The organism is Sphingobacterium kitahiroshimense (genome assembly GCF_025961315.1).
In the GTDB taxonomy this organism is placed as follows: Bacteria; Bacteroidota; Bacteroidia; order Sphingobacteriales; family Sphingobacteriaceae; genus Sphingobacterium; species Sphingobacterium anhuiense.
Genome location: NZ_JAOQNK010000001.1, coordinates 3,451,241 through 3,465,502, shown reverse-complemented (window position 1 = coordinate 3,465,502; position 14,262 = coordinate 3,451,241). Strand labels below are relative to the sequence as shown.

The window sequence follows — 14,262 nt, the reverse complement described above, 5'->3', positions numbered from 1 at the left end:
AATAAGAATAAATACAGTGTCAATATATATTTCTATCACGAGCTTAACATTTGCTAGACTGTAAAGACTTTAAGAGTTTTATTATTTTATCAATTTTAAGTCTCTGGCTATTTCTTGAGTAAATTTGGACAATGGACGCTTCAGCATATCTTCAGGTTTATCATAATTGCCTATAATCAATCTTTTAATCATGCTTTGATCGGTAAATAATTTATTGAAATTATCAACCAATGTTTTATTGTACGGATTATTGTAAACTTGTTTTTTTTCGATTAGTTCCTGAACAAGATCCTTTTGTGCATTATAAACATTCTTAATATTGAACATTTTGTCATATTCTTCCAAATTGATAGTTTTATTCAAATGCGAAACGGTAATCACAATATCATCAATATTACGGGTTTTTTCATACTTAAGTAAGCTTGAACTATTTACACCAAATGTCAAAAGATCTAGCTGGTCATCCTTACAGTAAAGATTGAAATCAGTTTGATCATCACTCTTCGACATGTTGCAATTGCTACATATCGGATATAAATTATAAAAAGAAGTGCAAAGGAAAGGATATTTCGACTTCGGAAATTTATGGTCCAATTGTAGTAGTCCCTTTAACGAAGTTTTTGTTTTATTGATTATAAGTGTAAGTTGTGAATGGCAATAAACACACGTCTTAATATTAGACTTTTGAAGAAATTGAAGCATCTCTTTATCGCGCAACGCCCCGTACTTCATAGCCTTAACAACAGCTTTCCAAAATTTTTCTGGGATTTTGTCCTCATGGATAACAGTACGAAAATCTAGAATCCATTGCTGCATTTCATCTTCATCAGCAGCTAGGATATTATCGTAATTTATTATTATTTTCTGGATATAGGTTATAGCTATACTATTCTCTATACCAAATTTCTTTTTCTTTCCTCTGATCTTTGACAGAGCAGTTAGTCCAGTTATGGGATCAACAAAATCTGTTCTTCTGGTTTTGAATAGAGCTTTGTTGAACGCAAGTACTGAACTGTGGAACTGCTGATCAACTTTTATTCTTCTCATTTTCCAGTTGTTTTATTCTTTCCATTAAAGTCTTAACGAGGTCATCCTGCGCGGGCGGAAACTTTTCCTTATGTAAGTCAAGAAGTCTATCTCTGATAAGGGGCTCACCAATGCTCTTAATGAAACTTAGCGCTGTTGGCTCAGTCCATAATTCCTTTCTTAAATCCTCGTCATGTTTATAATCTATCAGAGTGTAATAACTGATCAGATCATTAATGTTTTTTCTAATGTAATCACCCATAAAACTTTTGAGAAAAAAACTCTCTGACAGCAGATGGTGAATGTTAGCTCCCAAAGTTCTGATCTTAATATTTTCATCGCTACCTAAAAAAAGAATATTCTCTGCAGGAATGTCCGACAGGATAAAAGGTGAATGCGTTACAAAAAGAATGTTCAAACCAGAAATGCGCTTAAATTTAATCAGTTTCAGATAGCTCAAAAAATAATCTACGTAATTTTTCTGCATTTCCGGATGGAAATAAAGCTCAACTTCATCGAATATGATATTGGCAAATCGGTAAGGAATAAGTCCAGAGTCACTGGTTATTGAATCGATATTCTTAAGATGGTAGATGATCGAGTTTATAGAATAGATTTTTTGCTTTTGTCCCGAGGAAAGCGAGCTGAAAATGATCCCGCCTGTAAGGACGACTTCGGACTTAAATATTGGAGGTGGAAGAAAATGAATAATATCAAGTCTCTCATCATTTGCCCTTGATCTTGAGTTATAGATGTCATTGGATAGAGAATCCAAAGATATTTCAAAACTGGCTAGACGAACTTTTTGATGTTTTTGGACATGATCGTATTCCAAGTAGTGGATTGCCTGGAACAATTTATGAGTTACATGTGTGTAGTTTGTAGCTAAACGATCCAAATAAGTTTTAAGATTTTTGAATTCATTTTTTACGGGATCAAAATAGGAGTTATACTGCGAATAGGTAATCGAGATGGTTATCAGTTTTTTCAGAATATAAACCCATGCCGCCTGTTGGTAGGTCAAAATCCTATCAGGAAGTTCCTTAGGGTAAATTGATTTAATATCGAATGAAATTACGAACTGTGTTAGCACATCTAACCAATACTTTTCCAGATCCTTCCGCATGATCACAGTATTGCCTTGTTTATATATCGTCTGTATTTTTTGCCGATCTAACGATATTTCAATTTTTTGTGCATATTTATCCTTGGTAAGTTTTCGAACGTTTTCTATACCTAAATTTTCGTCTTCCTCACCAGTTTGCATCAAAAGGTTGGCTAGTAGCCTTGATGCCAATAGATCATTTTCCCTGTTAATGTTAATATTTCCTGCATCGCGAAATGGTGTTAAGGTAATTGGCACTTGGTATTGATCATTTTTATCGAACATATTCTTGATCCACTGTCCCACCTGCATGGAATTTAATCCATACTGAGCATAATTTACTGCTATAGTGTAAAAAAACTGTTCGAAGCTGAAATGTTCTAAATTTATCGGTTTCGACGAAATATATTTGAACTGCTTGTCATCATAAGAGAAGCGCTCAATTGTTATTTCAGCTCCAAGCTTGATCTTGTATAGGCTTCCAGATATTACAAAAAGATCCATGTGTAGCCCGTCGACAAAACTTAATCTTCCTGGAATCGCCTTACTCTTGTTTGCCAAATTGTTTAAGGCCATAAAAATCAATTCACAGATCGTAGATTTACCTGAACCATTTTCGCCAACTATTGCAGAAATATTGATGGACAAATCCTGCTGATGATAAATCCGCAAATCTTTTTCAGGAAAAAAGAGAACACTGTTCTCTGTGGGATTGTAGGAAAAAGCTTTATAAAAGAAATATTCGCCTGAATCAAGCACTTTCCGGATTTTCCTTGGAGTCAGTTCATGAAGATAGATTCCAATAATCCTACAGTCAGAAAAATCTTTGGTAGGGGTTTCCGGCACCTGATAATTAATTATTTCAGGTTTTCGCGATTTCGGCTTTGAGATTTTTGAAATTGAAACACGCTGATAAGTATCAACATTTAAGGGAGTGATAAAACCTAAAGCAGTAATGCTTAGCTCTCGGTAACCTTCGATAAGCGGATTATTCAGTAAGGCAAGATACTCATGGAAATTCTTTGGTTCTGTTAAAATCAGCTCCCTTCCCATGAGATAGTTAACTGTATTTTTGTCAAGTGGAAGAAAGGTGTCTGATTTAATCCAAAACAGAAAAATAGTAAAAGTAGGTAAATCTATGCCATACCAAAATTTTAATCGACCAAATAGCTTTTGAGAAAGAGCAGATTTGCCTTTTTGCATAATCTCAAAAAAAACTTTCCAAATTTCAGCGACTATTTTAGTATCCCTTGGTGCGTTGATATAGAACATTGATGGTGTGGGACATCCAAGAAAGTCAATATTATCATAATTGAAGCTAGAACCGAGGATTTTGAAAATAAGATTTAACGTTTTTATACGCTTTTTGTCAGTAAGAGTACTGTCATTGAAGCTCGAAAATAAATGGATTGGATCTATAGTATTGTTTTGACTTTCCGAAATGCGGTCAAGCCAAGATTGGTTTTCTTCTACAAATTCAGGGTGAGATAACAGAATACTAAATAGCGATCCACTAGGCTCCTCATGTGTTTCAAAGATAGTTAAGATTTCTTCGGCCAGCTGGGTATAAACCTCAAACCACTGTGCATTTATCATATAATTTTAAGAGTTTCTCAATTGTCTTGAAAGATAGGTAATTTGTACTAAAAAATATTTACAAAAGTATTTTATCGATACAAAAACATCACACTGTTCACAACCATTGTTTTCCCACGTGACGAAATATGTAAACTCATTCCTTTATACATCTTTCTGGCCCGGCTGGCGCCAAAGAATACAGAATCATATACTCAAAAAAATCGTTCTCTGGACAATTTCTTATAAAAAAATTGGTAGAAATAGGTGTTTATAGAAAATGGATTTATTTCAACGTGTTGATTATAAGTAAATTAAATGTTTGTTTCTTGTTAAACTTTTTTTAACTTTATGCATTCTATTAAAAAGAATTAATATATAAGGGCAGCGTGACAAATTTTTACTATAATGGCAAAATACAGTGATTTTATAACGGAGCTTGTCCAAGATAAATGGGCTATTCTTGGTAGCGATATTTCAGCAGCATTGATAGTGAAATATGGTATAGAGCCGGATAATGCTAGAAAAATTATACAGCGAGCCAAGGTAAAAGGTATAATTGTCTCCAGTACCCCATTGACATTTGGCAAAGGACAGTTTCTTTATATCCAGCCAGGAAACTATTTTGGTTTGAAAATGGTTAAGGATGCCAGTTCGAAAACAAGAAAACCACTTTTTCGATTACTTGAAATATTAGATATGTTTGACATGATCAGTTTTTATGAAGGTTTAAAAATCACAGCCTCTCCTGAAGAAAAAAGCAGTAGCAAAATTTCGCTACTGATCGACATGATCAAAGACCTTGAAAAACTTGGCATAGTATCTACAAAATCTGATGGCTGGGATAATAACTTTGTCTTTAGAAGGGAAGCATTCCCTCCTGGGGTAGATCGAGAAAAGGAAATAGACCTTGCAATGGATAAACATTTGCGCTCGATGAAACTGGATGCCGTTTTGATACCAGATATTATCAGGTGGCTTCGCAAGACAAATCTTATCGATTCTGGTGCTACATATAGAAATGTCATTAGCCCTGCAAATGGCGTTAAGATTAACGAAATATTTTGGGATGCGTTTGCATATACCAAAACAACCGGCATAAATCCGAATCGCGCGTCAGAATCGAACCATATAGAAAAGCAGACACTTGTTATATTTGACGTGGTTATTAGCAGAAAATATCTACAAGCTGATCTAGATGGGTTTCTAGCCCGTATTCAAATCACTCTGAATTCAGTAAAAGAAGGTCAACGAAAAGTACTCCCTATAATAGTTTTCAAAGAGATTGAGGAAATAACGTTGTATAGAGCCAAAATGTTGGGATTCTTAGCATTCGATATCAAAACTATATTTGGAACCAATGTTTCATCTGTAATCGAAAATTTCAGAAAAATTTTTGCTGGGCAGGAGCCAAAATTGACAGACATTGAGCCAGCGCTCCTCGCTATTGACCAGAGTGGACATACTGATGAATTAAGATCCATAAGAGGTGCTTTATTTGAAGCGCTCATGCATCTAGTCATTAAAAGATTTTATCCAAATGCACAGGTACTACAATCTCGAAAACTAAAAAGTGAATGGAAAAATAAAATTAGAGAATTCGACCTGATATTAATTTCTTCGCACCCTAAGGAAATACTACTAGTAGAACTCAAGGGATATACTGGAAAATCATTCATATCTCTTGGAGATTCAGAAACCAAAGATACTCTTAAATATTTTTTCGAAGGAAGTCTTTCTGTCGCTCAAGATTATTACAGTGCCGATAATTCACTTAATGATTATAAAATAAAAACACTCTATATAACTACTGGTAGTTTCCATTCTGATACAAACCAGTTTATCTCCACCATTAATAAAAGCGCTTTCAAGTCCTCTCAATTTGATGTCTGTATTGATGGAAATGGTTTGGAGCAGCTATTAGCAGATGAAGGCTTTGATCATGAAAAAAACATTATCAAAAAATATTTCCTCAAAAACCATGGAAGCGATGAAAATCATTCAAATTTATTAGAGGAGCTTGGTTTATAGTTTTTCTTAATTCTCAATGATTTTAAAAATTACCAATTATAAAAAAGCAATTGTTTTTATTAGAAATTTTAAAATAGCTTTAAACCTGACGGACCTAAAGTTGATGCAAAGAAAATTCCTTACATATTTATCAGAGATCAAATGAAGAACGAAGAAGAGCGTATCTGGACCAAATAAGCAATTGTGTATGGTAGTTATTGAATACAAATTACGAGGTCGCATGCCGATGACATAACATAGCTTATGCAACTTTGATTTACAGTCAATTTTAGCGTTAATGAGTAAAGAAAGCATGATTTCGTACTGTGGAAGAGAGGTTTCGACTGTGGAGAAAAGCATTTAGATAGATGTCGAACTGATTTAGATATGTAGATGGGGACGGTGTAAGTACCCCATTTTTCCTACAGCTAGAATTGGACTTTTCTAATTTACGTTACTAATTGATTTATTTGTTGTTTGTGTCTAATATTTTTTGATAATTCCGTTGGTGTAAGATTGCCAAGTCCTTCGTGAGGCCTGTTGTTATTATATTCATGCATCCATATTTGGGTATGTTCTCGGACTTCTGCCAGGTTGAAAAATAAATAAGCATCCAAAATTTCTTTTCGATAACTTCGATTAAAACGTTCGATATAACCGTTTTGCATAGGTTTGCCGGGCTGAATAAATTGAATCGCGATGCCTTGACTTTTACACCAGAGATCAAAATGATGACTGGTGAATTCGGGGCCATTATCTACACGCAGACAGAGCGGCTTACCTCGCCAGTCTATGATTTGTTCCAGTGCCCGGGTGACCCGTACAGAAGAAATAGAGGTAGCTACTTCGATACACAATATTTCACGGGAACAGTCATCCATCACATTAAAGGTTCTAAATCTGTTTCCGCTTGCCAAGCTATCGCTCATAAAGTCCATGCTCCATTTTTGATTAATGCTGACCTGTTGTTCCAAAGGTTGTTTCTCCCGAACAGGAAGCCGACGTTTGACACGTCTCTTCTTATTCATATTGAGCAGCTTATATACCCTGTATACTTTCTTATGGTTCCAGGGTTTACCTTCTCTGCGCAAGTAGGCATATAGTTTTCGAAATCCATATACAGGATGTTTGGAGGACAGATCATTTAATGCTGCCATCACGGCACTGTCGTCTTTCTTGCTAACATAGTAATATTGTGAACGGCACATACCTGTCAATTTACAGGCTCCGGCGACACTCAAACCGTGATCTAGGACAATTTCCTGAGTTAACTGTTTTTGTTGCCGGAGCCCCAACCTTTTTTTGTGATGACTTCTTTTAGGATATCATGGTTCATACTCAGCTCGGCAAACATCTTTTTCAGGCGTGCATTTTCTTCTTCAAGTTCCTTCAGGCGCTTGACATCAGATGCTTCCATGCCACCGTAACGGCTTTTCCAGTTATAAAAGGTGGCTTTGCTAATCTCAAGCTCCCGGCAGATATCATCCGTCTTTCTACCTTCTTCTCCCTCTTTGAGAGCTCTTACAATCTGTGTTTCTGTAAAACGTGTCTTTTTCATCTTATTACTTAAATCTAAACATTTATGTCCAGTTTTAAGCTGTTTGATTTTTTGGGACACTTACAACGGTATATCGGGTAAATGTAACGGACCAGTGACCGTGTGGTTTCGTACTATGGCGAAAAGGTTGCGACAGTTGACAAAAGGTTTGAAGTTAGAAGATAGTGATTCGGAAGCGTAACGAAATGACGTGGCACCCGGGGAAATGTAGCAAAAAGGTCTTTGAGTGATCTTGTCTCTTGGCGAAATGCTACATGTCTTTGGAAAATTCGTTCATCCATAGTGCGAAATGAGGATTTTTATGAAATTAATCTTGTTCTATTTGATTAAAATGATTTTTTAGCTAAAATCTATTAATACAGACTTACTATTTACTCCAATCGTTCATCTATAAAGAGTTCAAATTTGATCGTTGTTTAATATCGATTAATCTTTTAGTACTAATTGTGACATAATATTTTTTTTAGGTTCAATAACCACAAAAATATCTGATGATTATAAAGGTTTAAGCTAATATATATTTGAGTAGAACAATTTTCTAAATTTAAGATTTGCAATTCGCGATTTGCAAATTTAAGTCTTAAAATTTTGTAATCGTCTGGCGTTGAGCATCCATAAATCATAACTTTAACCTAAGGAAAAGACGTGAATATTTTAATAGGTTCTTATTTTAGACCGCGAAGCTTGAACATTTTTAGTTAGTGGCAAAGCTTAAAGAGCAGGTAAGATTTTGATATCTTACTAATTGTTGAGAGTCCGCCTGTTTTATAGGAAGGATTAGACAACTGCGATGATCACGTTTAAGTGTATCAAATTTCGGAATTTACAATATTCATGGCAAACCCTAATAGAATTTAAATGTCTAAATAATTATTTTTTATTAACTCCGATCTCTTCGATGATATATTTTAGGATATCTATTAAGTTATAAACAAAGAAAGAAAATAAGAAAACTAGGAAAACAGCAGAAATTTTTATATATGTATTTTTAAAACTTATTCCTGATAAAAACTCTTCAAGCTTTCTAAAGGAGAATCGAGCAATTGATAAAACGAAAATTAAGAATAATATAAGGACTATTCCTATGGAAGTGAATATTAGCACTATATTTTTAATGTCTAATTTATTCCCTATGTTAATACTTACGTTAAAAGCGGCAGAGGCAAATATAATTATTGATGAAAAAATTCCTAAAATTTCAATATACTTCGCATCCTTCTTTTCATACTCTTTTTCTATTTTTTCTACATTCTTTATTTCTAAATAAAGTTGGTCTATTTGATGTAGAATAGATTTGTAAGTGAACACTTTCTGGGAATACTCTGATAATTTATCTTTATATTTTTGATTATCTAAGGGTAAACAAAAGCCAGAGCTAATAAAAAGTCCATTTACATTATTATTGGTTATAAAAGACTCTGATATAGTTGCTTCGGAAAAACTCAAAGGAAATAAATAGCTATAATTAAATCCTGACCAACTTATATTTTTCTTATATTCATTGAGAATTTCGTCAGCCTTATCAATATACTTTTTCAATAAAGATACATTCTTTTCGTTTTTTTCTTTTAACAACAGTAAATCAATCTGGGTCGTAATGTATTTAAGCAACCTTGATTCTCCAAAAAAATTATTTACTTTGAAGGTCTTTAGCTTATCCTTAACGTATTCATATTCTTTAACAACTCTTTCAAAACTTAAATCTTCTGATAATAAAATTTTCGAATATCTATTATTTATACAATACAATTTAGTTGATGCTGAAACGTGTTTACTATAAGCAGATTTGTCATTAATTGCTATGCTATCTAATAAAGTTGATAGATTATCTAAATTTTCTTCTATATCTTTATAATATTTGATTTTAGCATGCAAGGCATGATTAGCTCCAATTACATCCAAATTATTATAAAAATTTTCGATTAGCGAAGCATTATTTTCAGGCGTGTAAATATAATGACAACTAGCATAATTCGCATAAACTTTAAGTCTATCTGTCTTTAGTTCATCGAAGGTAGAATCCGCATTAACTATATTCTTATTTTGAATTAATTTAAGTTCATTTCCGTGATCTGAATAGTTTTTTTTAAATCTAAGCAAAAGCTTTGTCTTAAAAAAAATGACCTTTTCGAGAAGAACTGGAATAAATTTGATTTTCTTGAATATTTTTAGATTGTAATACTTTTTTAATTCATTTTCATAAAATTCTAATTTAGAATATGATTTTTTATTTGCTTCTAAGAAAAAGTCCAAAATAAAAACCTGTTTATTTATGCCTAGAATTTCATAACACATTTTTGTTTTTTTAAAATCAAATAACTCATCATCCTTTGAATGTTTTGACAAAAGTGTTAAAGAAAAATTTTCAATCTTTTCTACATCTAGATTTCTATTAAAAAGAATATCATTAGATTTTTTTTCAAAAAAGGAATACACCCTCAATTTAAGGTCTGCAATTTGTTCCAAGCAATTACCTAGAATTATTAAGGAATTGAAACAAACATTTTCATCTATCGGATTAATTATAGTTGGATTATCCAGAGTAAATTCTTGATATAAACTCGAAATATAGTCTAATTCCGAAAAGCAAGATTCTAATACTTTATCAAATTCTAACTCATCATTAATAAAGTCCCCAGCTAATATGGAGCTATTTATTTGTTGGAACAAATAATCTAGTACTCTATTATTATAAATGCCAATAAATTTAGAATTATAACTAGACAACACATATAAAAGCTTGTCTGAAACAAATTTTAAAGATGTGAAAACATTGTTAATATGCATTTCTCTATATGAAATAATATTGATTATCAGTCTTTATTTCAATAAAAGGAATTGCAGTGTTATCATTTGAATAGTGATTGCTCCAGCACTTCCATCTATGAGAAAGTTCTACTAGATTAAATGCTGAATAATTGATAATATTAGGGTTAATAGTCATTAGACTATTTAAAGCAAGATCTATAGATCGAACAATTTTACTGTCCAATCCTTGAGACATTTCACTCTTAATTTCCTCCAAACTTCTATACTCGAAAAAATTAGTGCCTCGATTATCAATTTTCACATAAGTTAGAGTATTATTTTGAGATTTTAAAGTAGAATAGATAGTGTGCTCTACTGGCCCATATTGATACGCTTTAAAATCATTAAATAATGATTCCCCTAAAACAAAATCTGATGGTATATTAGATTGAGCAGCAACTGCAAAAAACAAAAGTTTTTGAGTTTTTAGAACACTAAAATCATTCTTTTGCCCGCCAAATTTAGTTAGGGCATGAATCAAAAAGTATTCAAAATATTTCAATTTAATCTCGCTCATTTTTACATTATATAATTGCTCTACCGCAATATAAGATTTTTTTACACAAAAAAGTCTGCAAAGATAAAAAATAATTAAATAGTTGCAATTAGAAAATAATTATTACTCAATACTAAAGTACAATTGTTTACTTGATTAACGATAATATCTATTTAATTACGCTTAAGATTTATTTTATTTCTTGCTTTATTAGTTATAAAATTCAATTTCTTTTATTTCAAAAATCTAAGAGCTTATTCATTTTAATGTTGGATTTATCTGCAATTTTTTTTAAAATAGAAATTGTGGAGTTTGTTTCTGCTCTTTCTATTCTTCCCAATTGCCTAACATCAATTTCACAAAGCTCGGCCAAAAATTCTTGAGACCAACCATTATCTTCTCTGATTTTTTTTATCTGTTTACCAAGTTCCTTCAAATATTGTTGATCTCTGTATTGTTTTTCACCCATACTAACAATGTCAAGAATTATTTGAAAATATATTAGGACTTATTTGTCCTTTTGGTAATTATTATTATATTTGTATATCATTAGTAATCAGAATATGACATAATGTATTTATAATTATTTTAATAAAGAGTCTCGTAGATCGAAGTTGACACCCAAGGCATCGAGACAGCAAGGTTTTACCATTCCCCTAGTTTTGCTATATTTGAAGATATTGGCAGGGGATGGTCTTGCTGTGAAGCCTTTTGCCCTTGGGTGTCAATCAAGATCGCAAATTGTGGAGCGGACCATCTCCCTGCTATATTTATCAATGAGACTCGTTATCCCAATAAAACGAGTATGAGTAAAAAACAACAATCAAAAAACATTATCACCGCCCCCGAGTAGCTCGGCCGGCTTCGCCAAATATGATTTGGCCCTTACAACTGCGGATTGCGTGACGCCCATTTATAACCTTTTGATTTCTTCTTTCAAACGCGATCTGAATCATTTATTAACTATTAACTAGTCTTTGTGACCATTGAGTCATATTAGACCCTGAAGCATCTGATTTCTATCGGACAGGGGATGCTATGCTTATAGGTTGCGGTTTTAAAACTCTTAAAAATCTTTGATGTTTTTAAGCTGTTTTCAAAAAACCATTAACAAATAAATTATGAAAGCAATAAAATTACTGACGAAAGTCAAAACATATGTACCCTCCATCTACCGGGCACTGGCCAAGTACGCTTGCAACTTATACCGCAAGTGTACTAGCCAAGTGCTAAAACAGAATTCTTTACTTTCTGGAAACTTTATTCTAATCAAATTGACACCAACTTCTAAGTTTCTTCGACTGGGCTTCGACTTGGCCTCGGGATTTCATCGGGCCCAGTCGATGAAATCCCGAGGCCAAGTCGATGAAAACTCAAGTGGAAGGAGAAAATGGTTAGAAGAAAAGGTGAAGAAAGGTATCCCCAATATAGGAATGCCCCTAGAAATGCAAGCATACGATCTTAAGATTGGTACTAAGGCTAACCTATTTGACTATGTGTTCAATATCTGCTGTATACTTTTTCCTAACCGGGTTCGGACCTTGTTTTACCTCCGGCCGTCGTTGCACCGTATGTGTACCGTACCTCTCCCGTCCCTGCACCAGGAAAAGGACGGTGCAGGTGTTTTGCAAGTACTTTGCAACTACAGGGAAACTTACTACAGTGGTAAAAGAAGGTTAAAAGAAAGTCCGAACAAGATTCGAACCGATGGCTTTGCTTTTTTTATGATTTTCTTGAAAAATGTACTTGCTAAAATCGGTCTTGCTGTACTGTCAGTGTACAGGTTATTCACTAACGCCCTACTGAAGTGGTACCGAAAAGGTACTGGAGATGTACTGAAGAGCTACCAAATAGGTACTAAGGCCAGTAGCTTGGCTACGGATGTGACGGCGAAAGCTGGTGAAGTGCTGAACTTCAATGGGCGAAGAGTAGATCAAGCGTCCGTAATGCGTTGCATATGCATAGATAAAGCATGGATAGTGCGTAAAACGGTATCCGTTTACACACTATTAACGCACTATCAACGCTTTATGTATGCTTCATCCATACTTGATCTATACGCTAAAGGTGCTTCATTTCAAACAGGCGTTTTTAAGCGTCTGAAATTCTTAAGCTGCGTTAAGATGTGTTTTTGTTTTAATAAACTGGCAAATCGCTTAAAAATCCAGTTAAATAACATGTTAAGTAGTGTTCACGATGCTGTCAGTGAGTGGGTTGTTTATGAGTTTCGAAAATTGATGGGTATTTCTTTCAACGCATTGAAGAATATAAGGACTTATTCTTTACTAGTCCTTATGTTTTTCAATCTTCTTGATTGTTTTTTAATGGAATTGAAGAGCATCAGAACTTATTCGCTATTAGTCCTGATGGTTTCTATGTTTAGTTTATCAGCTCAGACGCCCCGCAAGGACAGCGGGGCTGATGGGTTATCTCATCTTATGGCGCTAAAGCCCGGAGACAAGATCCCCGATGCTGTTTGGAACCAAACATTGGAACTAAACTATTTTGATGGTAAAAAGAAAACAATCAAGTTTTCAGATCTGAAAGGAAAGTTGATCATATTGGATTTTTGGTCTACAGGATGCCCTGCTTGTATTGCAGGAATGCCAAAGTTTGAATTGATACAAAACCGTTTCGATCAGGATGCAATTGTAATTTTTGTGAACAGTAAGCGCAATAAAGATACACCTGAGAAGATAGAAGCAAGGTTCAAAAAATATAAAGCTGACCATAATTATTCTCCATCGTTACCAACACTTTTGGATGATACTATTTTTACAGCACTGTTTGAGCATAACTCCATTCCGCGTTCAGCTATTATAAATAAAAGGGGTGAATTTATAGGAACATCTTATAGTGATAATCTTTCAGACAGAAATATCAGCAAAATGATCAAAGATGGTACATTACCATTTCAGAGCATGGGTAATATTATAAATAATAAATTCGAAAATATCCCCTTATTGGCTGATACCGCAGGTTTTGACTATATGTCGGTACTCTCAGGTTTTAGGGTAAATTACAATCCTATCTATCCAAATGTACATTATATTAATGGGCAGACCCTTTATCAAGTTGGTAATTATGCCTTGAGATTGATGTACCAGCACGCTTTTTTAGATGAAATAAAAGATTCTGAATCAAAAAACTACGTGTTTGATCCAAATGTGGATGAAATGTCTATCAAGAAATTATTTGACTTACAGAATCAAAAATACTGGTACCAGTATTTTTCAAAGGATTCGATCGCCCAGCAAGTTGTGCACGAGCATTTTCGAAAATCACTTATTGACAATTTCCATTTGGATGTAGTAAGAAAAAATGAAGAAATAGGAGTGTATAATCTTAAAATAGATCGCCATGATAATGCACTGTTAACGAAAGGAGGTATGCCTATATTTTGGGTATATGAAGGTAATAGGAATCTGGTTATACAGAATACAAACCTCAATGGTATTGCAAATTTCTTAAGACCGTATCTGGACCAACCGATCGTAATCGAAGATCCTTACGGTCAGCATGTGGACCTTATTTTGCCAGGCAATTTTATTGACCTAACTGTTTCTGAAAGGATTGCTCTACTGAAATCAAAGGGCATTATCCTCAACTACGAAAAGCGAAAAATGGAGTTTCCTTACTTTTATTTATCAGCCAAATAGTAAATCTAAATTATGAATAAAAATA

At 33.6% G+C, this 14,262-nt stretch carries 8 protein-coding genes; 2 read left to right on the top strand and 6 right to left on the bottom strand.

Annotated elements, in window-relative coordinates:
- Window positions 1-81: 81 nt before the first annotated feature.
- Complete coding sequence (locus M2265_RS15345) at window positions 82-1,047, bottom strand: hypothetical protein (protein WP_132771668.1); 966 nt, start codon at window positions 1,045-1,047, stop codon at window positions 82-84.
- The gene (locus M2265_RS15340; protein WP_132771667.1) at window positions 1,028-3,727 is read right to left on the bottom strand and encodes an AAA family ATPase; all 2,700 of its coding nucleotides are present in this window, start codon (window positions 3,725-3,727) and stop codon (window positions 1,028-1,030) included. Before M2265_RS15340 ends, M2265_RS15345 begins: the two co-directional genes overlap by 20 nt.
- Before the next feature lie 387 nt (window positions 3,728-4,114).
- Here M2265_RS15340 and M2265_RS15335 point away from each other — a divergent pair, with 387 nt between their 5' ends.
- Window positions 4,115-5,737 carry a hypothetical protein gene (locus M2265_RS15335; protein WP_132771666.1) on the top strand — a complete coding sequence of 541 codons (1,623 nt, stop codon included), beginning with the start codon at window positions 4,115-4,117 and terminating at the stop codon, window positions 5,735-5,737.
- A 428-nt stretch (window positions 5,738-6,165) separates the two neighbouring features.
- Here M2265_RS15335 and M2265_RS15330 read toward each other — a convergent pair.
- From M2265_RS15330 to M2265_RS15315, 4 genes are all read right to left on the bottom strand, one after another.
- Window positions 6,166-7,274 (bottom strand): IS3 family transposase gene (locus tag M2265_RS15330; protein WP_207902475.1). Its coding sequence is split into 2 segments (ribosomal slippage): window positions 6,166-7,013 and window positions 7,013-7,274, totalling 1,110 coding nucleotides; the frame shifts between segments, so codons are not numbered across the junction.
- A gap of 870 nt (window positions 7,275-8,144) precedes the next feature.
- The gene (locus M2265_RS15325; RefSeq protein ID WP_132771664.1) at window positions 8,145-10,061 is read right to left on the bottom strand and encodes a hypothetical protein; all 1,917 of its coding nucleotides are present in this window, start codon (window positions 10,059-10,061) and stop codon (window positions 8,145-8,147) included.
- 4 nt (window positions 10,062-10,065) lie between these two features.
- Window positions 10,066-10,599, bottom strand: a complete 534-nt coding sequence (locus tag M2265_RS15320; RefSeq protein ID WP_132771663.1) for a type II toxin-antitoxin system antitoxin SocA domain-containing protein — start codon at window positions 10,597-10,599, stop codon at window positions 10,066-10,068.
- 217 nt (window positions 10,600-10,816) lie between these two features.
- Window positions 10,817-11,047, bottom strand: coding sequence for a helix-turn-helix domain-containing protein (locus M2265_RS15315; RefSeq protein ID WP_132771662.1), 231 nt, complete (start codon window positions 11,045-11,047; stop codon window positions 10,817-10,819).
- A gap of 652 nt (window positions 11,048-11,699) precedes the next feature.
- Here M2265_RS15315 and M2265_RS15310 point away from each other — a divergent pair.
- Window positions 11,700-14,237: a TlpA family protein disulfide reductase gene (locus M2265_RS15310; protein ID WP_132771661.1), complete on the top strand. Its 2,538-nt coding sequence runs from the start codon at window positions 11,700-11,702 to the stop codon at window positions 14,235-14,237.
- Window positions 14,238-14,262 lie beyond the last annotated feature (25 nt).

Coding starts and splice junctions, on each gene's coding strand:
- M2265_RS15345 (WP_132771668.1), bottom strand. CDS start 1,047: ATGAGAAGAATAAAAGTTGATCAGCAGTTCCACAGTTCAGTACTTGCG.
- M2265_RS15340 (WP_132771667.1), bottom strand. CDS start 3,727: ATGATAAATGCACAGTGGTTTGAGGTTTATACCCAGCTGGCCGAAGAA.
- M2265_RS15335 (WP_132771666.1), top strand. CDS start 4,115: ATGGCAAAATACAGTGATTTTATAACGGAGCTTGTCCAAGATAAATGG.
- M2265_RS15325 (WP_132771664.1), bottom strand. CDS start 10,061: ATGCATATTAACAATGTTTTCACATCTTTAAAATTTGTTTCAGACAAG.
- M2265_RS15320 (WP_132771663.1), bottom strand. CDS start 10,599: ATGAGCGAGATTAAATTGAAATATTTTGAATACTTTTTGATTCATGCC.
- M2265_RS15315 (WP_132771662.1), bottom strand. CDS start 11,047: ATGGGTGAAAAACAATACAGAGATCAACAATATTTGAAGGAACTTGGT.
- M2265_RS15310 (WP_132771661.1), top strand. CDS start 11,700: ATGAAAGCAATAAAATTACTGACGAAAGTCAAAACATATGTACCCTCC.